Genomic DNA, 22,187 nt, shown 5'->3' on the forward strand with positions numbered 1-22,187 from the left:
CACGATCACGCCGCAAAACGCTCCAGCACGCCTGCAGCTACGCTGCGCGCCTCATCGTTCAATGCCAGCAGGTCCCCCACGTTTCGGGGCTGCGAGGGCGTCAAAGTTCCCAGGGTTTCCAGGTTCACGGCATGGATGCGATCAAAACGCAGCTGCCCGGCCAGGAAAGCCGCCACCGCCACCTCGTTGGCCGCATTGAGCACGGCCGTGGTGCCCTCCGGCGCGTTGAGCGCCTGCCACGACAAATGCAGGCCGGGAAAACGGTGCGCATCCGCCTCCTCAAAGGTCAAGCCTGCCAATGCCGTGAAGTCCAGGGGCGCCACGCCACTTTCGATGCGCTCCGGCCAGGCCAGACCACAGGCAATTGGCACCCGCATGTCCGGCGTGCCCAGTTGCGCCAGGATGGACGCATCCTTGAACTGCACCATGGAGTGGATGATCTGCTGCGGGTGAATGACCACCTTGATCTTTTCGGGGGCCACATCAAACAGCCAGCGGGCTTCGATCACCTCCAGGGCCTTGTTCATCATGGTGGCCGAGTCCACCGAGATTTTGCGCCCCATCGAGAAATTGGGGTGGTTACAAGCCTGCGATGGCGTGATCTCGGCCAGTGTGGCGGGATCGCGCTGGCGGAAGGGCCCACCGGATGCGGTGAGCAACAGGCTGTCAATGCGCGCGGACCAGGTGCTGCGATCTTCGGGCAGGCACTGGAAGATCGCCGAGTGCTCACTGTCGATCGGCAGCAGCGTGCATGCGCTCTGCTGCACGGTGTCCATGAACAGGGCGCCCCCCACCACCAGCGCTTCCTTGTTCGCCAGCAGCAGGCGCTTGCCCGATTGCGCGGCCGCCAGGCAGGGCGACAGACCCGCAGCCCCCACGATCGCCCCCATGACCACATCGACCTCGGGGTGGGACGCTATCTGTTCCAGAGCATCCTGCGCTTGCAACACCTGCGTTGGAAGGCCATTGGACTTCAAATCCTGCGCCAGCTGCACCGCATGGGGACCACTGGCCATCACGGCATAGCGCGGACGGAATTCCACGCACTGGGCCAGCATCAGCTCCACCTGCGTCGAGGCACTGAGCGCAAACACTTCATACTGCTGCGGGTGGCGGCGCACCACATCCAGCGTATTCGTACCAATCGAGCCCGTGGAGCCCAGCACCGTCAAACGTTGTTTCATCACTGCACCAAAGAAGTCAGCATCATGGCCAGAGGCAGGGTCGGCAGCAGCGCATCAATGCGATCCAGCACCCCACCATGCCCTGGCAGCAGCTGGCTGCTATCTTTGACCCCAGCGCTGCGCTTGATCAAAGACTCCACCAGATCCCCCACCACGCTCATGGCCGCCATGAACAGGGCCGCCAGCAACAGCAGCCACCAGCCACGGTCGAACACGCGGCTGTAAAAACTCAGCACCTGCACCTGGTTGGCACGGTCCAACGCCACCCAGACAAAGGCCAGCGCCACCACGCCCAGGGCACCGCCCCAGGCGCCCTCCCAGCTCTTGCCGGGGCTGATGGCGGGCGCCAGCTTCACCTTCGAGAAGCGCAGCCCCAGCGCCCGGCCGACAAAATAGGCGAACACATCCGCCACCCAGACCAGCACCAGGATGGAAAGCAGGAAATTCACACCCATCTGGCGCGCCTGCACCATGGCCAGTCCCGCCACCCACAGGGCCAGAACGCCGGCACTCCAGCGCACGATCAAAGGAATCTTCGCCCAGCCCGGCACGCCAGCCTTCACCAGACAGGCACTGCCCAGCACCCAGGCCGCGCCGGCCAGCAGCCACAGCACAGGGTGCGGCTGCGCCAGCCACCCCATCTGCCAGGTCGCCACGCACAGCAACGCCGCCACCACGGCCGTCGCCACCGCCCCCAGCGGCTGCAAGCCATTCAGGCGCCCCCACTCCCAGCCCCCAGTCGTTACGAGCACCAGCACCAGCAGGTTGAACGGCCACACATTCGGGTGAAACAGGGCCGGCAACAAAATGGCCAGCAAGAGGATGGCAGTGATGACTCGCTGCTTGAGCATGGGATGGTCTCCCTTCAGACAGTCAATCGCTGCTCGGATGACTGATTTATTTGTTCAGAAGTTTGGCCGAAGCGACGCTCCCGGCGTGCATATTCGGCGATCGCGGCGTCCAGCTCCGCCGTGTCAAAATCGGGCCACAGGGCGGGGCTGAAATACAGCTCCGAGTATGCGGCCTGCCACAGCAGGAAATTGCTGATGCGGTATTCGCCCCCGGTGCGAATCAGCAAGTCCGGGTCTGGCACATGGGCCATGGCCAGGGCGGCACCCAGGCTGCTTTCGGTGATAGCAATACCTTGCGCAGCCAAGCCGGCGGCAGCCTGAGCGATGTCCCAGCGCCCGCCATAGTTGAAGCAGACATTCAGCACCAGACGGTCATTGCTGGCCGTCAATGCTTCGGCCTGCAGGAAGCCCGCCACCACCTTGTCCGACAAGCTGCTGCGCTCGCCGACAAAATGCAGCTGCACCCCCTCCTGGTGTAGGCTGGGCACCTCGCGCGCCAGGGCCCCGGCCAGGAGGTTCATCAGGCCCGAGACCTCTTCCGCAGGACGGCTCCAGTTCTCGGAAGAAAAGGCAAACACCGTCAGCACACGCACGCCACGCTCAATACAGTGGCGCACGCAGCGGCGCAGCGACTCCAGCCCCTGCTTGTGACCGGCCAGGCGCGGCAAAAACCGCTTCTTGGCCCAACGGCCGTTGCCGTCCATCACGACCGCCACATGGCGCGGCACTGCAGAAGAAAAGGTCATGGGCAGTCCTGGCTGTGTCCAGCTTTCACACCGCCAGGATGTCTTGTTCCTTGGCCGCGACCAGGGCGTCGACCTCGGCAATGTGCTTGTCGGTCATCTTCTGGATGTCGGCTTCCGAGCGCTTCTGATCGTCTTCGGAAGCTTCCTTGTCCTTGACCAAGCGCTTGACCGCTTCGTTCGCATCGCGACGCAGGTTGCGCACCGCCACCTTCGAGGCTTCGCCCTCGTTGCGCGCCAGCTTGGTCATTTCCTTGCGGCGTTCTTCGCTCATCGGAGGCATGGGCACGCGAATCAGGTCGCCCATCGATGCGGGATTCAGGCCCAGGTCGCTTTCGCGGATGGCCTTTTCCACCTTGGCCGCCATGTTCTTTTCCCAGGGCTGCACACTCAGGGTGCGCGCATCCAGCAGGGACACGTTGGCCACCTGCGACAGCGGCACCATGGAGCCGTAGTACTCCACCTGGATCACATCCAGCAGTTGCGGGCTGGGACGCCCGGTACGGATACGCCCCAAGTTGTTCTTCAAAGCCTCGAGGGATTGGCCCATCTTGGTTTCGGCGTTCTTCTTGATTTCAGCAATCGTCATATTCATCACCTCTGAAAGCAAATGGCCTTCCATTGTTTACACAAGGAAGGCCTCTACTCGCTGTTAATGGATCAAGCGTGTACCAATGTGCCCTCATCCTCGCCCATGACCACGCGCAGCAAGGCGCCCGGTTTGACGATGGAGAATACGCGGATGGGCAGCTTCTGGTCACGACACAGCGCAAAAGCCGTGGCATCCATGATGCCAAGGTTACGGCCAATCGCCTCGTCGAATGCCAGCTTGGTGTAGCGGGTGGCCGTGGGATCCTTCATAGGATCTGCGGTGTAAACACCATCCACCTTGGTGGCCTTGAGCACCACTTCGGCACCGATTTCCGCGCCACGCAGGGCGGCAGCCGTGTCGGTCGTGAAGAAAGGATTGCCCGTACCCGCGGCAAACACCACCACCTTGCCTTCTTCCAAGTACTGCAGCGCCTTGGGGCGCACATAAGGCTCCACCACCTGCTCGATGCCGATCGCCGACATCACGCGCGCGGTCAAGCCCTGCTTGTCCATGGCATCGGCCAGCGCCAGTGCATTCATCACCGTGGCCAGCATGCCCATGTAATCCGCTGTGGCGCGATCCATCCCCACCGAACCGCCCGCCACGCCGCGGAAAATATTGCCCCCGCCGATCACCACCGCCACCTGCACACCCACCTTGGTCACTTCGACAATCTCGGCCACCATGCGTTCGATGGTGGCGCGGTTGATGCCGAACTGGTCGTCCCCCATGAGCGCTTCGCCAGACAACTTCAGCAGGATGCGTTTGTGGGCTGGTTGAACTTGTGTCATGAGTAACTCCGGTGTTGTAAGTGGTTATGGGTTGGAAATCGATCGAGAGCAGTCAGCGCCAGAGGGGGATCAGGCGCCCTTGGCAGCAGCCATCTGGGCAGCCACTTCAGCAGCGAAGTCGTCAGCCTTCTTCTCAATGCCTTCGCCCACCACGTACAGGGTGAAGCCCTTCACGGTGGTGTTGGCAGCCTTCAGCATCTGTGCCACGGTCTGCTTGCCGTCGGCAGCCTTCACGAACACTTGGTCGGCCAGCGACACTTCCTTCAGGTACTTCTGCACCGAGCCTTCGACCATCTTGGCGACGATCTCGGCAGGCTTGCCGGATTCGGCAGCCTTGCCTTCGGCCACAGCGCGTTCCTTCTCGATCAGCTCGGCAGGCACGTCGGCGGAGGTCAGTGCCACAGGCTTCATGGCGGCCACATGCATCGCCACATCCTTGGCAGCAGCAGCATCGCCTTCGAATTCCACGATCACGCCGATGCGCGAACCGTGCACGTACGAAGCCAGGTTGCCTTCGAAACGCTTGAAGCGGCGGAAGGACATGTTTTCACCGATCTTACCGATCAGGCCCTTGCGCACGTCTTCCAGGGTGGGGCCGAAGCCGTCTTGCTCGTAAGCCACGGCGCCCAGGGCCTCCACGTTGGCGGGGTTGTGCTTGGCCACCAGCTGGGCCGCAGCCGCAGCCATCGCCAGGAAGCTGTCGTTCTTGGACACGAAGTCGGTTTCGCTGTTCACTTCGATCAGGGCACCCACGTTGCCGTCGATGAAGGAGGTCACCACGCCTTCAGCCGTCACGCGCGAAGCTGCCTTGCCAGCCTTGGTGCCCAGCTTCACGCGCAGCAACTCTTCGGCCTTGGCCATGTCGCCATCGGCTTCGGTCAGGGCCTTTTTGCATTCCATCATGGGCGCGTCGGTCTTCGCGCGCAGTTCAGCCACCATGCTTGCGGTAATTGCAGCCATCTTGTTTCTCCGTATTCAGTTCAAATCGTTACAGGATTTCAGCTTAAAAAAAGGGGGCTACCGTGAGCCCCGCTTTCTTATCGCGACAAGTCGCGCAGCCAGCTCTTAGGCAGCGGATTCATCCACTTCCACGAACTCGTCAGAGCCTTCGCCGGCAGCAACCTTGGCCACATCGTTCAGGCGGGCTTCGCGGCCTTCCAGGATGGCGTCAGCGATGGCGCGGGCGTACAGAGCCACAGCCTTGGCCGAGTCATCGTTACCGGGGATCACGTAGTCCACGCCTTCGGGATTGTGGTTGGAGTCCACCACACCGATCAATGGAATACCCAGCTTCTTGGCTTCGGAAATAGCGATCTTGTGGAAGCCCACGTCGATCACGAAGATGGCGTCAGGCAGGGTGTTCATGTCTTGAATACCGCCGATGTCCTTCTCCAGCTTTTCCAGTTCGCGAGCGAACATCAGCTGCTCTTTCTTGGACAGGGACTCCAGACCCGCTTCTTGCTGAGCCTTCATGTCCTTCAGACGCTTGATCGACGTCTTCACGGTCTTGAAGTTGGTCAGCATACCGCCCAACCAACGCTGATCCACGTAAGGCACGCCTGCGCGCTGGGCTTGCTCAGCCACCAGCTCACGAGCTTGGCGCTTGGTACCGACCATCAGGATGGTGCCGCCATTGGATGCCAGTTGCTTGGCAAACTTCTGGGCGTCCTGCAGCATGGGCAGGGACTTTTCCAGGTTGATGATGTGGATCTTGTTGCGGTGACCGAAGATGAACGGAGCCATCTTAGGGTTCCAGAAACGAGTTTGGTGACCGAAGTGGACACCAGCTTCCAGCATTTCGCGCATGGTAACGGACATGTTTTTTCTCCAAAAGGTTGGGTCTTAAATGCAGCTCGATTTTGCAAACCTCCAGGTTTGGCAACACCTTAAGAGAGCTGATTTGCGATTCACTTAGGCAGCCCCGCCCAGTGTTTTACCGGACAGTCAACTGCAAAGCCGAAAAATTTTAGCACAAGCCAGACCGCCCTCCAGCGCTGCGCTGTGGATTCACCCTTTTGCACCCCATCCGCCACCCACATATTTCACCCAACCGCCCCGCCCGCAGCCCCACTGACCCACACTTGATATTTCTTTGCGAAGTGGGTGCTTGACGACTGCAATTGCGCGTCAAAATCGCGGGTTCACGAATTGCGCCCGACACGCCATGAATATCGCCATCGTGGGAGCCGGTATCACCGGCATCTCCACGGCCTTGGAACTCGCCCGCGACGGGCACCAAGTCACCGTCTATGAACAAATGAACGCCACCGCCGAGGAGGCCAGTTTTGCCCCGGGCGGCTGGCTGTCACCGTGCATGGCGCCCAGCCTGTCGGCACCCGGCGTGGGCATGCCGCTGAAACAGCTGCAAAAGGGCAGCGGTCTGCTGCAGGCCTCGACCTTTCTGGGCAGCAACACCTGGCGCTGGATGCGCCAGTGGAAAAAGCACGAAAAACAAGCCCTCAAACAGGGCACCCATCCCCTGTTCTCCGCCTTGCAGGCCCTGTCCAGCTACAGCCAAGACCTGCGCTGGCAAGACTGCGAGGATCCGGAATCGATTGCCGAGCAACGCCCCGGGGCACTGATCCTGCTGCGCAACCCGCAGGAACTGGAGTTCTGGCAGCAGCGCCTGCCACTGTTGCAGGAACAGGGGATTGCCTGCCAACTGCTGAGCCCGCAGCAGGCCCTGGGCATCGAACCCAGCCTGGGTCAGGACATCGCCTGGCTGAGCGCACTGCACTTCCCCCAGGGCGAGTCCATCAACCCCCGGCTGTGGACCCACCTGCTGCGCATGCAGGCCCAGCACCTGGGCGCGCACATCCACACCGGCGTGCCCATTCAGCGCATCAGCACCCAGCCACTGGGGGTGCAAACCGCCCAGCAGTTGCACCTGCACGATGCCATCGTGCTGTGCACCGGCGCGCACCAGCAACTCAGCAGCCAGGCCCTGGGCCTGCAACTGCCCCTGATGACCAACTGGGGCTACAGCGTGACCGCCCCCGTGCGCGACGCCCTGCAGGCCCCGCGCGGCAGCGTCATGGACTGGGCGCAGCAGGCCACCATCACCCGGATGGGGCAACGCGTGCGCATCACCGCCGGACTGGAACTGGACAGCACCGCCAGCACCCCGCACCACACCGCTACACTGCAACGCATGTACCGTCTGCTCAACGACTGGTTCCCCGGTGGCGCACACCTCTCCTCCCCGCAGGTACAGGTGTGGCGCGGCGTGCGCGGCCACCTGCCCGATGGCCTGCCCGCCGTGGGTGCCAGCGGGCGTCCCGGGGTGTGGCTCAACCTGGCGCACGGCAGCCACGGCGCCAGCCTGGCGGCAGGCTGCGCCCGGGCCCTGGCCGACATGCTGGCCGGCCGCCCCACCGCCATCGACATGCAGGCCTTCAGCCCCCTGCGGTTTTAGGAGACACCATGCTGCAGCGCATTCACTGGCACGCCACCACATCACGGCCCCTCTGGAATGCGCAAGCCAGCCGCAGCATCGAGCAGGCTGCACTGACCCACCCCCAACACCCCAGCCTGATGCAGCGCGCCGGCCAGGCCATCGCCGACCTGACCCGCACCGTGGCGCCGCAGGCGCGCCAGGCCTGGGTGCTGTGCGGGCCGGGCAACAACGGTGGCGACGGACTGGTGGCAGCCAGCCATCTGGCGCGGCGCGGCTTGAAAGTCGGCGTGCACTGGCTGGGCAACCCAGACGCGTGCAGCGACGACACCCATGCCGCCTGGCAGCAGGCCCGGCAAACGCCGGTGGAGTGGCTGTCGCCCCACGCCACTCCGTCGCTGACCACCGAAGATGTGGTCATCGACGCGCTACTGGGACTGGGCCAGCGCTCCCGCAGTGATGCCGATGCCACGCCGCTGCAGCAGTTGCTGCAGCGCAGTTACACCAGCGCCGGGCATTCGATCGCCGTCGATCTGCCCACGGGCCTGGACACCGACCACGGCACCTGGCTCCCCGGCTACACGCCCCCCGAGACCTGGCAGCCCAGCAGCCGCCACACCCTGAGCCTGCTGACCCTGAAACCCGGGCTGTTCACCGCCCACGGGCGCGACGCCTGCGGGGACATCTGGTGGGACGACTTGGAATGCACCGACTGGCTGCAGCAACAGCCCCCCAGCGCCTGGCTCAGCGGCCCGACACCCCAACCCAGGCGCCGGCACAACAGCCACAAGGGCAGCTTTGGCGACGTGCTGGTGATTGGCGGCGCCCCGGGCATGGTCGGCGCCGCCATCCTGGCCGCCAGTGCTGCGCTGCACCACGGCGCAGGCCGCACCCTGCTGCACCTGTTGAACACCCCGGAATTCAGCGTCTACCCGCCACTGCCCGACCTGATGCTGCCGGATGCGGACAGCGCCCGCGGCCACCTGGCCCACGCCACCGTGGTGTGCGGCTGCGGCGGTGGGCAGGCCGTGCACGCATGGCTGCCCGCCGTGCTGGAACAGGCGCCGCGCCTGGTGCTGGATGCCGACGCACTGAATGCACTGGCCCGTGACGAGACCCTGCACCACGCTGTGCAGGCCCGCCGTGCACGCGGCCACGCCACCATCCTGACACCCCACCCGCTGGAGGCCGCACGCCTGCTGCGCCAGAGCACCGCCGAGGTGCAGGCCCAACGCCTGACCGCAGCACAGACGCTGGCCGACAACCTGCAGTGCACGGTGCTGCTCAAGGGCTCGGGCAGCATCATCGCCAGCCCGGGCGAGACCCCGCACATCAACCCCACGGGCAATCCGCGCCTGGCCATCGGCGGCACCGGCGATGTGCTGGCCGGCATCCTGGCCGCGCGCTGGCAAGCCGACCTGCCCGCCCACGCCGTCGCCAGCCAGGCCGCGTGGGAGCATGGCGCCCTGGCCGACCAGTGGCCGGCCCAGCGCGCCCTGATCGCCTCCGCGCTGGCCCAGGCGCAATTACAAAGTCTTTGAATAAAAAAGAGCTGCTCGCGCTGACTAGACAAGCGTTTCAAATAGAAAACTATTCAAAACCCTTGCCAGATCTGCGCGAGCAGCTCCTGAATTCAAGGTAGCCCAGCCGATGATGCCGGGCGCCAGCCGCACAACCCACAGGGCCCCGCCCCGGGTTGCGGCAGCCTGCCTCAGCGGCGGCGCCGTCCAGACTTGCCCGCCGGCTTGTCCTCGGCGTGCGGCTTGCCGCGCACGGCACCAAAGCCAGCGGCCGCCGGATCCTGCCAGGACTTGCCGGACGCCGGCTTGGCCTTGGCTCCACCAGCACCGGCGCCGCCATAGCCGCGCCCCTTGTCCTTGCGAGCACGGGGTGTCGGCTCTTCGTGCGTGCGATCACCCTCGCCCCGCGGGGCAAACGCAGCGCGCTTGCCTCCCCGGTTGCGCGTGTTCAGCGCCTCCTGCTCGTCCTGCACGATGCGGAAGTCGATCTTGCGGCCATCCAGGTCCACGCGGCTGACCTGCACCTGCAGGCGCGTGCCAATCGTGTAGCTCACCCCGGTGCGCTCGCCGCGCAACTCCTGGCGCTGCTCATCGAACTTGAAGTAGTCCCCCCCCAGCTCGGTGATGTGCACCAGACCTTCGACATACATCGCATCCAGGGTCACGAAGATGCCAAAGGAGGTCACCGCCGTCACCGTGCCCGCGAATTCCTCACCCAGGTAATCGCGCATGTACTTGCACTTCAGCCAGGCTTCCACGTCGCGGCTGGCTTCGTCGGCACGGCGTTCGTTGGCGCTGCAATGCAGGCCTGCAGCTTCCCAGGCCTGCAACTCAGCCATCACGGCACGGCTGCGCGGCTGGATCTGCGGCTCCCCCACCCGGCTGGCCAGGCGCTTGGCCAGCTTGGCCTGGGCCTCGCCGGGCTCGGGCAGCTTGGGCAGCTTGTACTTGGCATCGTTCAGGATGGACTTGATGACGCGGTGCACCAGCAGGTCCGGATAGCGGCGGATGGGGCTGGTGAAGTGGGTGTAGGCACTGAACGCCAGGCCAAAGTGCCCACCGTTGTCCGGCATGTACATGGCCTGCATCATGGTGCGCAGCAGCATGGTGTGGATCTGCTGGGCATCGGGCCGGTCCTTGGTGGCATCGGCAATCGCCTGGAATTCCGCTGGGCTGGGCGTATCCGACACCGACAGATTCACGCCCACCGCCCTCAAATAGCCACGCAGCAAGTCAATCTTCTCGGCCGACGGCTTGTCGTGCACGCGGAACAAGGCCGTGCGCCCATTCTGTTCAATGAAGTCGGCCGCACAAACGTTGGCCGCCAGCATGCACTCCTCGATCAGGCGGTGCGCATCGTTGCGCGTTCGGGGCACGATCTTTTCGATGCGACCGTTCTCATCGCACACGATCTGCGTCTCCACCGTGTCGAAGTCGACCGCACCACGCGTATTGCGCGCCTCCAGCAAGGCGCGGAAGACGCCGTGCAGGTTCAACAGGTCCGGCACGCGCGCCTTGCGCTGCGTTGCCTCGGGTCCACGGGTGTTCGACAGGATGGCCGCCACCTCGGTGTAGGTGAAGCGGGCATGGCTGTGCATGACCCCGGGGTAGAACTGGTAGGCATGCACCTCACCCTTCGCCGTGACCAGCATGTCGCAGACCATGCACAGTCGATCCACATCGGGGTTCAGCGAGCACAGGCCGTTGGACAGCTTCTCGGGCAACATCGGAATCACGCGGCGCGGGAAATAGACACTGGTGGCGCGGTCGTAGGCATCGATGTCGATGGCATTGCCGTTTTGCACATAGTGGCTCACATCGGCAATCGCCACCAGCAGGCGCCACCCCTTGGCACGCCCGACCTTGGCCGGCTCGCAATACACGGCATCGTCGAAGTCGCGGGCATCCTCGCCATCGATGGTGCACAGCGGCACATCGCGCAGGTCCACACGGCCCTTGCGGTCCTTGGCCATGACTTTTTCCGGCAGCGCCTTCGCCGCTGCCAGACAAGCCTCCGAAAACACATGCGGTACGCCATATTTGCGCACCGCGATCTCGATTTCCATGCCGGGGTCGTCGACCTCGCCCAGCACCTCCACGATGCGCCCCACGGGCTGACCAAACAGCGCCGGCGCCTCCGTCAACTCCACCACCACCACCTGGCCCGTCTTGGCCTGGCTGGTGGCCCCCTGCGGCACCAGCACATCCTGCCCATAGCGCTTGTCTTCCGGGGCCACCAGCCACACGCCGCTTTCCTGCAACAGGCGACCGATCAAGGTCTTGGTGGGACGGTCGATGATTTCAACGATATGCCCCTCGGGGCGGCCGCGCCGATCCTGGCGCACGATGGTCACACGCACATGGTCCTTGTGCAGCACCGCCCGCATCTCATTGGCGGGAATGAAGATGTCCGCCTCACCGTCGTCACGGATGATGAAACCGTGCCCATCGCGATGCCCCTGCACCGTGCCTTCAATCTCTTTGAGCGAATTGCGTGAATTGGTGCGTTGGTCCATTTTTTTGCTATACAATCTAAATCTTTCCTGAAAGCCCAGGTGGCGGAATTGGTAGACGCACTAGTTTCAGGTACTAGCGGGTAACTCCGTGGAGGTTCGAGTCCTCTCCTGGGCACCAAGTTTAACGACAACTGCATGCAGCGTCGGAAAACAAAAAGTTCACAAACTACCAAGTGAACGTTTTGTTTGGAAGTAGAATTTGAAATTCAGAAAAATTGAAATCTAGCGTTAACCCTTAAAAGTTGACAATAGAAATCAGCCCAGGTGGCGGAATTGGTAGACGCACTAGTTTCAGGTACTAGCGGGTAACTCCGTGGAGGTTCGAGTCCTCTCCTGGGCACCAAAATTTGCGATGCATGTCTGTTCGGCATACATCAACAAAAGCAGATTGTTGAGTGCTACCTCACTTCATTAAAAACAACTGTCTTTTGCCCAGGTGGCGGAATTGGTAGACGCACTAGTTTCAGGTACTAGCGGGTAACTCCGTGGAGGTTCGAGTCCTCTCCTGGGCACCAAAAAATTTGCGGCATTGTCAATGCCAACAAAATCACACTGTCGGGTGCTACCACACCTACAAGCAAGCAGTTGATTTTGCCCAGGAGGCGGAATTGGTAGACGCACTAGTTTCAGGTACTAGCGGGTAACTCCGTGGAGGTTCGAGTCCTCTCCTGGGCACCAGACACAACCAGCCATCGCCTTATAGCTATGGCTTTTTTGTTTGCTCCTACGACTCTTCGCCATAAAAAAAGCCGCTGAATCCAGCGGCTTTTTTGCATCGACTGGGGTGACGCATGTCCACCCCTTCACACTATTACACCATCACTTGCGCATCAGCGGCTTGAGCACGTTGTGCAAACGGCGTGCCGCAGCATCCGAGTGGGCAGCAGCCAGCACCGTGGCCACGTCCTGCGACCATGTTTGGTCGGGCGTGGCTGCATTGCGGCGTGTGAGCAGTTGCAGTTGCAGCATGCGGCGGGCAGACAAGTACTCGGCAGGCGTTGGCACATCGGCCGCGATCTCCAGGCGCAGCAAGGCTTCGCCCGCATCCCCTGTCGCAGGCGCGGCCACAGCCTGCACCCAGGCATTGCGCACCTGCGCTGTCACCTTGCCACCCAACTCCTGGGCTGACGGCAAGCGCTCGGCATCACGGTGCACCCAGGCATCCACCAGATGGGACACGGCTTCGCCATGGGCTTGCGCGGCCAGTTTGCGCAAGGCGAATTGCGCCCCCTCCAGTGCTTCACGCTGGGCACGAAAAGCCGCATCTCCCAGGCGCGGACCACGCTCTGCCCGCTGCGGACGCGCATCCTTGCGCGCCGAAGCACGCAGGTCGCGCACCGGCGCAACGGCTTCTTTCTTCGCGCCCGGACGGTCATCACCGCGCACCGCCACCACGGGGCGATCTTGTTTAACCACCGCCGACGGCGATGCATCTGTATGGGAGGCTGCCTCAGTCACCGCAACGTCAGTCTCTGCAGATGGCTGTGCATGCAACGCCGCTTCCAAAGCCGCCATGGCACCCCGGATCTGCGAGGCGTCGCCAGAGGCATTCGCTGCCTGCAAGGCTTTGGCAGCTTCCAACACCGCACGATCGTGGGGAGGCAGATGCTCCAGAGAAGGCGCACGGCTGCGCTCAGCACCCTTGCGGTCGAAAGCCTCATCCAGGGGCTTGCGGAAGGTGTCCCACAACTTTTGCTCATGCTTGCGATCCAGAGGCACGGCCTGCGCCTCGGCCTGCCAGCGCTGCTGCAACGCCTTGACGGCGTCGATGCGCAGGCTGGGTGCATCGGCCAGTACCTGTGCCTCGGCAATCATGGCATGGCGGCGATCGATGCTGGCCTTTTGCGCGGCATGCAGCGGCGCTTCAGCCTGGGCCATGGCCTGCTTCCAAGCTGTCTGCAACTCGGCAAACTGCTTTTCACCCACGTGACCACCATCGCGCCAGCGTTCTGCAAACTGGCGCAAAGCGCGGGTGGCCTGCTTCCAGTCCTGGGTCTGGGCGTGTGCCGCCGCCCACGCCTTGACTTCATCGATCAGCGCTAGGCGCGCGGCCTTGTGTTGTCCGGCTTCCGCGCGCACACGCTCCAACCAGGCTTCCACCTGCTTGTAGGCACTGTTGCACGCATCGTCAAACTTTTTCCACAGCGCATGGTTGGGCGTAGCGCCTTGGTCGGCCTGCTTCCACTGCTCGCGCAACTGGCGCAAGGCCTCCTGAAGCTTGCGTCCGCCCAGGGCCTGACCTTCAGGACGGGCCAGCAAGCCTTCCGCCTTGGCCACCAGTTCTTCACGCACGCGGTCAACCTGCTGAGGCTGCCAGCCTTGCGTGTCGCCCGCAGCCAGCAGCTGCTCGTGCACTTGCTGTGCCGTGGCTGCATCCAGCCAGCGCCCTTGCTGCTTGAGCAAGGCCCGCACCTCGGCAATCGCCGCCGCCTTGTCCTGTGCCACCGCCAGCGCCTGCAACGCTGGCTGCACCGCCTGCACGGCCGCCTGCTGCTTGTGCATGGCATCAAGCTTGGCAGGCTTGCTGGCCACGGCCTTCACGGGTGCGGCCGCGACCAGCTCGGAAGGCAGGCCTCGGGCCACGCGGATTTCATCGGCCCACATGGGCACAGGCGGCAAAGGTGCCTGCTCATCGGCTGCCGCAGCCTGCGTCAGGGTGAGCGCCGACTCGAAAGCTTCCCATACCACCAGCAGCTGGGCTTGCGAGTTTTGCAGTTGTGGCGGGAAACGGTCATTCACGCTGGGCCAGCTGGCGTCGCCTGTCAGCTCGGACGCCTGGGCCTGCCAGTTGGCCACATCCGCACGCAGCCCTTCCTGGGCGGCCGCCGCGTCGTGCCACGACTTGGTGGACAACACCTCGATGCGCTGCGCCAGCAGCACCGCAGCCTCACGCTGCACCTGCACACGGTGCTGCAGGTCTTCGATGGTCTTGACCCGCTCGGCCAATTGCTGCTTCAAGCCGGCCAAGGGCTCGCGCGACAAGGGGGCTCCAGCCTTGGCCGCTTCCCGCTGCCAGGCCACCGCCTCCGCCACATTCAACGGCGCCGCGGCCAGCAAGTCCTGGGCCTTTTGCGCCCATTCCACGGCAATCACTTCCTGGCTCTTGGCACGGCGGATGTCGTCGATGCGCTCGCGCACCAGGCGTGCCACGCTCTTGTCTCGCACACTCAGTTCCTTGAAGACTTCTTGCAGTTGCTCCTCAGACGGCTGCGTGCCCAGCCATTCGCGGATGCGCGCAGCGCGATCACCCGAGGTCGCGGCAGAAAACGCACCGCCGGTCAATGCATCGAGCGGATGAGCCTCTGCTTGCTTGGCTGGGGAGGGATTCATTTCAGGTGCGTCAGACATGTGGCTGCGGATAAATTAGGAATCATGAAATAGGAAAACAGCCCTTCATCCCAAAGGTATGAAGGGCTTTGTCTTGCGCGCAAGCTGCACTCCCAGCTTGCGCGCTGGTTAGCGTGTATTTTCGCCGCTAATTGCAAAGACCCAAAGTATCACTGGACAGAAATGTTCAATAACACCGAAGGGGTCGCCGGGTTGGCAGCCTTGGTTTCCGCGTTGCCCAGAAACACGCGGCCAGGATCCACCCCCTGGGTCAACAAGTAATCGCGCACGTTCTGGGCGCGCGCGGCGGCCAGATCCGGCCAGGCGGTGGCGGGAATCACCATGTCCCGCAGGATCAGGGCCTGCATCTCCTCGGCGGGCAAGTCCTTGGGCAAGCCCAGCATGTTGCGTGGACGGTCCTTGACCGTGTTGCGATAGGCCTGCTTGAGGGCCGCCAGCTTCTGCTTGTCGCTGCGCTCGGGTGGCGCCTCGTCATCGGATTCGGCTTTGGGGCCATTCATCAACTGCTCCAGCTGGGCACGCTTCCAGCCCTCCGCTTCCGTGGCGCCATTGGCCTGGCCAACCAGGGTAAGCTTGAGCTGCGGCTTGCTGTTCATGGCCTTGGCCAATTGCTGCAAATTGCTCTGTGCCTGGGCATTGAGGCTGGCGCGCCCCGGCTCGAACGCGATGTCACTCTTGTCATCCTCGGACGCAAACGCCCCCGTCAGCAAGCTGAACGGTGCCGTCACAGCCTTGCGAATGATGTTGCCGATGATCTTGAACACCACGGGTGCGATGCGGAACTGCGGGTCGTTGAGCGAGCCACTGATCGGCAGGTTCAAGTCAATCACGCCGTGGCTGTCAGCCAGCAGCGCCACCGCGAGACGCACGGGCAAGGACGTTGGCGCCCCCTCAACCGGATCCGTGAAGGTGAGCTGGTTCAGCACCAGCTGGTTGGACGCCGTGAGCTGCCCGTCGGGCTGCACCTGGTAGCGCACATCCATGCTGAACTTGCCCTTCTCGATCCCGTGCCCCACATATTTAATAGCGTAAGGCGTGAGTGGCGACAGATCCAGCCCCTGTACCTGGGCACGCACATCCATGCTCAAGGGCTGGGCCAGGGGGTTGATCAGTCCATCGATGTGCAACTGCGCCGTGCCTTGTGCAATCCCGTCCAAAGTCAGCTTGGCCAGGGCAGGCGCCTCGCCCTGGGCGACTGGTTGCGAGGAAAAGGCCTCCAAACTGCCTTGCAGGGCGGTCAAGTCGGCCGTGTAGTTCGGGCGGATGAAAAAGTCCGAAAACTTGATCACCCCACCCTGCAAGGTGATCGGCCCCATGTCGATGCGCGCCGACGGCGCTGCGGGCGCGGCACTGGCGGCTGGGGCCTGCTCCGCAGGGGCTGGAGCAACCGCATCAGCGGCGGCGACGCCCTCGGACTGCGCCGTCTTCACCAGATTCTGCAAATTCAGCCGCCCTTCCGGCAACACCACCACCCGTGCAAAGAAATCCTGCAACTCGGTGCTGTGCACCTGGATGTGCGGTGGTTGCGCCGGCTGCAGGTTCACACGCAGCCCCTGCAGGCGCAGTTGCTTCCAGCGCAGCAGGTCTTCGGCGGCCAGGGCGGCCGCCGCATGCGGCCCCTGGACGGCGTGGGCCGCTTGCGCATCCCCCAGCAGGCTTTGGACGTGCACATCCGTCACCCGCCCCTGACCCTGGAGCTGCAGCTGCGGCCCCTTGGAGCGCTGGGCGAACTGCACCGTGCCATCAAAACTGGCCAGGGCACGCACCAGGCGGACATTCAGATGCGGCGCCATGTACGGCTCGAACGCCTGCAAGGGCAAGGCGTTGACCTGGACCCGGCCCTTGGTCATCAACGGGTCCAGCTGCACATCGCCGTCGTAGGACAAGGATCCCGGCTTGCCCCAGCCACCGCGCCCCGTGCGCTCGGCCATGCGCGCCGACAGCTTGGCCTGGGCCGTGCCCTTGACGCTGTCCAGGTTCTGCATGCGCAGCTGCACGTCCGACAAGCGGATCGCCAGCGGCATGTCGCCCAGCGAGGCATCCGTCAGCTCCACCTGCCCGGCAGCCAGCTCCATGTCTTGCACCAGCACCTGCCAGGGCTTGCCGGCCGGGGATGTGACCGTCTCGCGCCCCTTGGCCGGCGCCCCGGCCACGGGCTGCAGCCATTGCTCATACATCCAGCGGCCCTGGGCATTGCGTTGCACCCGGGCCCGTGGCGCCTCCAGCCCGACGTGCTCCACCAGGACTTGCTGCCGGGCCGTATCCAGTTGCAGGTTGCGCAGTTGCAAGCCAGTCCACGCCACTTCCGGCGCGGCCGCACGCCCCAGTGCCACCGACTCCACGGCCAGTGTCGGCACCGTGGCCTGGACCTGGCCAGACTGCCAAGTCACGTCGGCCGTCAGCGAGGCCAGGCCGCCCACCGGCAGCTTGATCCATTGCCGGGCATAGGCCTGGACCGCCTGGGCATCGAACTTGTCCACCACCACCGAGGCCTGCCCCCGGTCGATACCCCCCCTGCCGGTACTGCGCAGGCTGCCGCGCGCAGCGCGGTCTTCCCCCTGCAGCTGCGCCGCCAGTGTCCACTGGGCGTCGCTCCCCATGGGCCATGCCAGATTCCGGGCTTGCAGCTGCAACTGGTCGACGCGCAAGGCGGCCCCGACCTGCCCCATCTCATCGCGCCAACTGGCCCAACCGCCTTCCACATCCAATCGGTCGATGAGCAGCTTCCACTCAGCGCTGGCAGCTATGCTTTGTGCAGCATCCGTCGCAGCCACAGCCGGCACCACCGCTGGTGCGGGTGCGGGTGCGGGTGCGGGTGCGGGTGCGGGTGCGGGTGCGGGTGCGGGCAAGAATCCCCCATTCGCCCGGCGATGCACATGCCCGAAAGGCTGCTGCAGGCTGACCGCCGCCACACGCACCTGCTGCTGCAAGGGGCGCGTATCGCCCAGCTCGACCTTGAGCTGCGACCACCCCGCCAATGGCTGGCCCGCACGGTCTTGCAGTTGCAGGTTGGACACCTGCAGCGTGCTGCCTTGTAGTTGCACCGTCGGTTGCTCGACCTGTTCGAAGGCCACCAGCAGCTCGGCATCCAGCTGCCCCTGCTGCAGCTGGACCGGCACGCTGGCCGGCAGATAAGGCGCATACGGCGCCAGATCAAACTGCTGAATCTGCAGCTTGGCCTGCGCGCGATGCGCCTCATCAAAGGGCGTAGCCACCGCCTGGGTGGCCAGCTCGCTGCCATTCAGCCGCATGGACAACTGGGGCTGTACCTTCACCTCACGCTGCGAAGGCAGCGTGCTGATGAAGGGCAGTTGCATCTGCAGCGCTTCAATCTTGTGCTGCACCCCAGCGACCTGGTCATCCAGCTCCACGCGACCGTCTCGGATCTGGATGTTGTAGAGCGCCAGGCGCACCAGCCCCGCCTCGGGGTCCTTGGGCTCCGGGTTCTGCTGCAGCTTTTCCAGCACATCCGCAAAGTCCCAGTGGCCGGGGGCATCCTGGCGCACGCGCACGACGGGCTGGTCCAGCTCCAGCGCATCCAGCACCGGCGCCCAGCGCAACAGGCTGGTGGCGGAGGCATTGATATAGAGACGCTCTATAGAAAGTGCGGGCGCCTGACCCGGCAAGCCAGCCACTTCCAGCCCCCGCACCGCCACGGCCAGCGACCAGGGCGACACCTCGACGCTGCGCACGGTCACGGTGCGCCCCAAGGCTTCAGTGGCCTTGTCCTGCACCTGCCGTGCGATCACACCGGGCAAGGCCAGCCAGAGCCCGCCCCAAACCAAGACCACGGCGCCCGCGGCCACCGCCAGCTTGCGCCCCATCCCCATCCCCGGCCGTGCTTGTGTATTTGTCATTGTTAAACCTGCTCCGTACATAGGTGATGCCCTGCTAGAACCTTAACGCGCGCGCCGGCGCCCCGGTGAAGCCCGCCAAAAAATTAACACTGATCCAAGCAGGGATACGTCATCAATTGTCATATCCAGCGCCATTCTCAAATATTTCAACTATCAAACAGATTGATGAATTTAAAAATCAAATAAGCACACCCCCAGTTTGATAGCGCCCAAGGCATTGACAAACGCCGCAAACCCAGCTTTTACAGGCAGTTACGGCTTGTAGCCCGCATTCCACATCGCCAAATAAGATCCAAAAGTAATAAAAAACTACTTTTAAAGTATTGACTGGTAATTTGGAGCAAATTTAGAATCCGCCCTCTTCAAATCGCAAGATTGTCAATCGTTGTTACTTCAATCCCCGCCTGGGGATGTTCATGCCCTCGAGGCGCTGAGTAAGCGCATGAAACAGTAGCTATCGGATCTCAGGCTGGCGCGCAGGAACGCCCCTACGGGCACTCCACCCCAGCCTCCAGAAAGGAAACGCCATGTCCAAGCCGGGAAACTGGGTGGGCGCCGTACGCACCTTTGCGTCGGATGTCACCGAAGGCTTTTTAGAAATCATTCACAACAGCTTCGCCTTGATCGGCCTGGCGGTTGCTTTTGCCGTGGTGGCCTTCGTGGCCAAGCCCGAGTTGCGCACCCAGGGTGAAGCCCAGCTGCGCGACTGGCTGCAAGAGCGCCATGTGGCCGTGGTCGGCTACACGCCCGAACCGGAAGCCATCGAGCGCACCACAGCGGCCAACCCCAAAGAGCTGCCCAAGGAGCAGGCCGCGGTCGCCTACTGGATCAGCAAGAAGTACAAGGTCGCGGCCGAGCCGATTGCCGCCATCGTGGCCGAGGCTTTCGAGCTGGGCACGCAGCAACGGATCGACCCGACCCTGATCCTGGCGATCATGGCGGTGGAGTCCAGCTTCAACCCGTTTGCGCAGAGCTCGGTCGGCGCGCAAGGCCTGATGCAGGTGATGACCAAGGTCCACACCGACAAGTACGAGAACTTCGGTGGCAACCATGCGGCATTTGACCCGCTGAGCAATCTGCGCGTGGGCGTGGCCATCCTCAAGGACTACATCCGCATCACCGGCTCCGTGGAAGGGGCGCTGAAGTACTACGTCGGCGCCGCCAACCTGAACTCCGACGGTGGCTACGCCTCCAAGGTGATGGCCGAGCACCGCCGCCTGCGCCAAGTCGCGGGCACATCGACACCCACCACGTCCACACGCCCGGCCCTGGTGGCCAAGCGTCTGATCACCCCGGAAGCCGCCCAGGCCACGGAGGCCGTGGCCGCCAGCAACGTGCACGACGACGGCACCCTGGCGCGCAGCTCCAACCTGTAATCCCCGCCTGGATCGCGCCCGCAGCGCAAGCACCCGCAATGGCCCAGCGCCGACGCGGTGCTTGCGCTGTGTTGTTTTCCGGGCCCGGTGGCCTGGGCTACACTTGCAGGGTACGCAACTGGCGATAGGTGCGCGCCCGCCTTCCGGGCTCCGCACTGACGTGGAATCGCTGTACAGGGCGGCTTGCCGACCCTGTGCCAACCACCGGGGAGCGTACCGCCCAGACTGATCGGGCGTCTTAGCCGTTCGCCTGGGCAGCCCTTTTCAAGGGAATACAAGTTCACAGGACTGCCAAACCATGTTCCAACGCACCAATACCGTCGAGATCGTCGACCCCGAAGTTTTTGCGGCCATCCAGGCTGAAAACCACCGCCAGGAAGAGCACATCGAGCTGATCGCCAGCGAGAACTACTGCTCGCCCGCCGTGATGGAAGCCCAGGGCTCCCAGCTGACCAACAAGTACGCCGAAGGCTACCCCGGCAAGCGCTACTACGGCGGCTGCGAAAACGTGGACGTGGTGGAACAGCTGGCCATCGACCGCATCAAGCAACTCTTCGGCGCGGAAGCCGCCAACGTGCAGCCCAACTCCGGCTCGCAGGCCAACCAGGCCGTGCTGATGGCTTTTGCCAAGCCCGGTGACACCATCATGGGCATGAGCCTGGCCGAAGGCGGCCACCTGACCCACGGCATGCCCCTGAACATGTCCGGCAAGTGGTTCAACGTGGTGTCCTACGGCCTGAACGCCGAAGAAGCTATCGACTACGACAAGATGGAAGCGCTGGCGCGTGAACACAAGCCCCGCATCATCGTCGCTGGCGCCTCGGCCTACGCCCTGCGCATCGACTTTGAGCGTTTCGCCAAGATCGCCAAGGAAGTCGGCGCCATCCTGTGGGTGGACATGGCCCACTACGCCGGCCTGATTGCCGCCGGCGTGTACCCCAACCCCGTGCCCCACGCCGACGTGGTCACCACCACCACCCACAAGAGCCTGCGCGGCCCCCGCGGTGGCGTGATCCTGATGAAGGCCGAACACGAGAAGGCGCTGAACAGCGCCATCTTCCCCGGCCTGCAAGGTGGCCCGCTGATGCACGTGATCGCCGGCAAGGCCGTGGCCTTCAAGGAAGCCCTGACCCCCGAGTTCAAGGCCTACCAAGCGCAAGTCGTGAAGAACGCCCAGGTCGTGGCCGAGACCCTGACCGCCCGCGGTCTGCGCATCGTCTCCGGCCGCACCGAGAGCCACGTCATGCTGGTGGACCTGCGTGCCAAGGGCATCACCGGCAAGGCTGCGGAAGCTGCCCTGGGTGCCGCCCACATCACCATCAACAAGAACTCCATCCCCAACGACCCCGAAAAGCCCATGGTGACCAGCGGTATCCGCGTCGGTACCCCCGCCATGACGACCCGTGGTTTCAAGGAAGAGGAAGCCCGCATCACCGCCAACCTGGTGGCCGACGTGCTGGACAACCCCAACGACGAGGCCAATCTGGCGCGCGTGCGTGCCGAAGTGGCTAAGCTGACTGCCCGCTTCCCCGTCTACCAGTAATCCGGTGACCGCATGAAGTGCCCGTTCTGCAGCCACCCTGATTCCGCCGTGGTGGAAACACGTGTGGCCGAGGAAGGGGCCTTCATCCGCCGCCGCCGCCAGTGCCTGAGCTGCGGCAAGCGCTTCACCACCTACGAACGCCCCGACGTGAGCTTTCCCACCGTGGTGAAGAAGGACGGCCGGCGCATCGACTACAACCGCGACAAGCTGCAGGCCTCGTTTGCCCTGGCCTTGCGCAAGCGGCCCGTGGCCTCCGCCCAGGTGGATGCGGCCATCGAGCACGTGGAAGAGCAGTTGCTGACCGCCGGCGTGCGCGAAGTGCCCTCCAGCCGCATCGGCGAGCTGGTGATGCACGAGCTGCGCAAGCTGGACAAGGTGGCCTACATCCGCTTTGCCAGCGTCTACCGCAGCTTCGAGGACATTGACGACTTCAAGCTGCTGGTGGACGAAGTGCGCACCTGAAGCCCATGCC

Annotated in this window: 15 protein-coding genes, 4 tRNA genes and 1 riboswitch; of the genes, 9 read left to right on the forward strand and 10 right to left on the reverse strand. The window is 63.7% G+C overall.

What is annotated here, in order from left to right; genetic code table 11:
- Positions 1-5: 5 nt before the first annotated feature.
- The 7 genes from ispC to rpsB all read right to left on the reverse strand — a co-directional run bounded on the left by ispC (position 6) and on the right by rpsB (position 5,979).
- Positions 6-1,184: a 1-deoxy-D-xylulose-5-phosphate reductoisomerase gene (ispC, locus tag CA2_RS02355; protein ID WP_042412219.1), complete on the reverse strand. Its 1,179-nt coding sequence runs from the start codon at positions 1,182-1,184 to the stop codon at positions 6-8.
- On the reverse strand, positions 1,184-2,035 hold the full coding sequence (locus CA2_RS02360; protein ID WP_042412220.1) for a phosphatidate cytidylyltransferase: 852 nt from the start codon (positions 2,033-2,035) through the stop codon (positions 1,184-1,186). The genes ispC and CA2_RS02360 overlap by 1 nt, the downstream gene beginning before the upstream one ends.
- Positions 2,036-2,049: 14 nt before the next feature.
- On the reverse strand, positions 2,050-2,781 hold the full coding sequence (uppS, locus tag CA2_RS02365) for a polyprenyl diphosphate synthase (RefSeq protein ID WP_042412222.1): 732 nt from the start codon (positions 2,779-2,781) through the stop codon (positions 2,050-2,052).
- Between the two features lie 25 nt (positions 2,782-2,806).
- Positions 2,807-3,367, reverse strand: coding sequence for a ribosome recycling factor (gene frr, locus CA2_RS02370; protein ID WP_042412225.1), 561 nt, complete (start codon positions 3,365-3,367; stop codon positions 2,807-2,809).
- 71 nt (positions 3,368-3,438) lie between these two features.
- Positions 3,439-4,161 carry a UMP kinase gene (gene pyrH / locus CA2_RS02375; protein WP_042412227.1) on the reverse strand — a complete coding sequence of 241 codons (723 nt, stop codon included), beginning with the start codon at positions 4,159-4,161 and terminating at the stop codon, positions 3,439-3,441.
- 69 nt (positions 4,162-4,230) lie between these two features.
- Positions 4,231-5,121, reverse strand: a complete 891-nt coding sequence (gene tsf, locus CA2_RS02380) for a translation elongation factor Ts (protein ID WP_042412229.1) — start codon at positions 5,119-5,121, stop codon at positions 4,231-4,233.
- A gap of 105 nt (positions 5,122-5,226) precedes the next feature.
- Positions 5,227-5,979 carry a 30S ribosomal protein S2 gene (gene rpsB / locus CA2_RS02385; protein WP_042412231.1) on the reverse strand — a complete coding sequence of 251 codons (753 nt, stop codon included), beginning with the start codon at positions 5,977-5,979 and terminating at the stop codon, positions 5,227-5,229.
- A gap of 346 nt (positions 5,980-6,325) precedes the next feature.
- On the opposite strand from rpsB, the gene CA2_RS02390 reads away from it, so the two are divergent.
- Together CA2_RS02390 and CA2_RS02395 are read left to right on the forward strand one after the other, a co-directional pair.
- Positions 6,326-7,576: an NAD(P)/FAD-dependent oxidoreductase gene (locus CA2_RS02390; RefSeq protein ID WP_042412233.1), complete on the forward strand. Its 1,251-nt coding sequence runs from the start codon at positions 6,326-6,328 to the stop codon at positions 7,574-7,576.
- Between the two features lie 8 nt (positions 7,577-7,584).
- Positions 7,585-9,096: a bifunctional ADP-dependent NAD(P)H-hydrate dehydratase/NAD(P)H-hydrate epimerase gene (locus CA2_RS02395; RefSeq protein ID WP_042412234.1), complete on the forward strand. Its 1,512-nt coding sequence runs from the start codon at positions 7,585-7,587 to the stop codon at positions 9,094-9,096.
- A 170-nt stretch (positions 9,097-9,266) separates the two neighbouring features.
- Here the strand turns inward: CA2_RS02395 and rnr are convergent, their stop codons facing one another.
- The gene (gene rnr, locus CA2_RS02400; RefSeq protein WP_081770689.1) at positions 9,267-11,591 is read right to left on the reverse strand and encodes a ribonuclease R; all 2,325 of its coding nucleotides are present in this window, start codon (positions 11,589-11,591) and stop codon (positions 9,267-9,269) included.
- Positions 11,592-11,624: 33 nt separating this feature from the next.
- Between rnr and CA2_RS02405 the strand changes: the two genes are divergently transcribed.
- The 4 genes from CA2_RS02405 to CA2_RS02420 all read left to right on the forward strand — a co-directional run bounded on the left by CA2_RS02405 (position 11,625) and on the right by CA2_RS02420 (position 12,269).
- Positions 11,625-11,709, forward strand: a tRNA-Leu gene (locus tag CA2_RS02405).
- A 140-nt stretch (positions 11,710-11,849) separates the two neighbouring features.
- Positions 11,850-11,934: transfer RNA gene (locus tag CA2_RS02410), tRNA-Leu, on the forward strand.
- Positions 11,935-12,021: 87 nt separating this feature from the next.
- Positions 12,022-12,106: transfer RNA gene (locus tag CA2_RS02415), tRNA-Leu, on the forward strand.
- 78 nt (positions 12,107-12,184) lie between these two features.
- Positions 12,185-12,269 (forward strand) — tRNA-Leu (locus CA2_RS02420).
- A 141-nt stretch (positions 12,270-12,410) separates the two neighbouring features.
- Here CA2_RS02420 and CA2_RS02425 read toward each other — a convergent pair.
- Both CA2_RS02425 and CA2_RS02430 read right to left on the reverse strand, forming a co-directional pair.
- Positions 12,411-14,939: a DUF349 domain-containing protein gene (locus tag CA2_RS02425; RefSeq protein WP_042412236.1), complete on the reverse strand. Its 2,529-nt coding sequence runs from the start codon at positions 14,937-14,939 to the stop codon at positions 12,411-12,413.
- Between the two features lie 149 nt (positions 14,940-15,088).
- The gene (locus CA2_RS02430; protein ID WP_169741440.1) at positions 15,089-18,796 is read right to left on the reverse strand and encodes a DUF748 domain-containing protein; all 3,708 of its coding nucleotides are present in this window, start codon (positions 18,794-18,796) and stop codon (positions 15,089-15,091) included.
- A 527-nt stretch (positions 18,797-19,323) separates the two neighbouring features.
- On the opposite strand from CA2_RS02430, the gene CA2_RS02435 reads away from it, so the two are divergent.
- From CA2_RS02435 to nrdR, 3 genes are all read left to right on the forward strand, one after another.
- Positions 19,324-20,172: a lytic transglycosylase domain-containing protein gene (locus tag CA2_RS02435; RefSeq protein ID WP_042412242.1), complete on the forward strand. Its 849-nt coding sequence runs from the start codon at positions 19,324-19,326 to the stop codon at positions 20,170-20,172.
- 104 nt (positions 20,173-20,276) lie between these two features.
- A riboswitch (ZMP/ZTP riboswitch) is annotated at positions 20,277-20,435 on the forward strand.
- Between the two features lie 35 nt (positions 20,436-20,470).
- Complete coding sequence (gene glyA / locus CA2_RS02440; RefSeq protein WP_042412245.1) at positions 20,471-21,715, forward strand: serine hydroxymethyltransferase; 1,245 nt, start codon at positions 20,471-20,473, stop codon at positions 21,713-21,715.
- Between the two features lie 12 nt (positions 21,716-21,727).
- Complete coding sequence (nrdR, locus tag CA2_RS02445) at positions 21,728-22,177, forward strand: transcriptional regulator NrdR (RefSeq protein ID WP_042412247.1); 450 nt, start codon at positions 21,728-21,730, stop codon at positions 22,175-22,177.
- The last annotated feature ends 10 nt before the right edge of the window (positions 22,178-22,187 follow it).

Source organism: Comamonas aquatica NBRC 14918, from assembly GCF_000739875.1.
GTDB classification, from domain to species: domain Bacteria; phylum Pseudomonadota; class Gammaproteobacteria; order Burkholderiales; family Burkholderiaceae_C; genus Comamonas; species Comamonas aquatica.

Bases quoted from the DNA above. Each gene is read 5' to 3' on its own strand.
- uppS (WP_042412222.1), bottom strand. From the start codon at position 2,781: ATGACCTTTTCTTCTGCAGTGCCGCGCCATGTGGCGGTCGTGATGGAC.
- CA2_RS02390 (WP_042412233.1), top strand. From the start codon at position 6,326: ATGAATATCGCCATCGTGGGAGCCGGTATCACCGGCATCTCCACGGCC.
- frr (WP_042412225.1), bottom strand. From the start codon at position 3,367: ATGACGATTGCTGAAATCAAGAAGAACGCCGAAACCAAGATGGGCCAA.
- glyA (WP_042412245.1), top strand. From the start codon at position 20,471: ATGTTCCAACGCACCAATACCGTCGAGATCGTCGACCCCGAAGTTTTT.
- nrdR (WP_042412247.1), top strand. From the start codon at position 21,728: ATGAAGTGCCCGTTCTGCAGCCACCCTGATTCCGCCGTGGTGGAAACA.
- ispC (WP_042412219.1), bottom strand. From the start codon at position 1,184: ATGAAACAACGTTTGACGGTGCTGGGCTCCACGGGCTCGATTGGTACG.
- rnr (WP_081770689.1), bottom strand. From the start codon at position 11,591: ATGGACCAACGCACCAATTCACGCAATTCGCTCAAAGAGATTGAAGGC.
- rpsB (WP_042412231.1), bottom strand. From the start codon at position 5,979: ATGTCCGTTACCATGCGCGAAATGCTGGAAGCTGGTGTCCACTTCGGT.
- tsf (WP_042412229.1), bottom strand. From the start codon at position 5,121: ATGGCTGCAATTACCGCAAGCATGGTGGCTGAACTGCGCGCGAAGACC.
- pyrH (WP_042412227.1), bottom strand. From the start codon at position 4,161: ATGACACAAGTTCAACCAGCCCACAAACGCATCCTGCTGAAGTTGTCT.
- CA2_RS02430 (WP_169741440.1), bottom strand. From the start codon at position 18,796: ATGACAAATACACAAGCACGGCCGGGGATGGGGATGGGGCGCAAGCTG.
- CA2_RS02360 (WP_042412220.1), bottom strand. From the start codon at position 2,035: ATGCTCAAGCAGCGAGTCATCACTGCCATCCTCTTGCTGGCCATTTTG.
- CA2_RS02435 (WP_042412242.1), top strand. From the start codon at position 19,324: ATGTCCAAGCCGGGAAACTGGGTGGGCGCCGTACGCACCTTTGCGTCG.
- CA2_RS02395 (WP_042412234.1), top strand. From the start codon at position 7,585: ATGCTGCAGCGCATTCACTGGCACGCCACCACATCACGGCCCCTCTGG.
- CA2_RS02425 (WP_042412236.1), bottom strand. From the start codon at position 14,939: ATGTCTGACGCACCTGAAATGAATCCCTCCCCAGCCAAGCAAGCAGAG.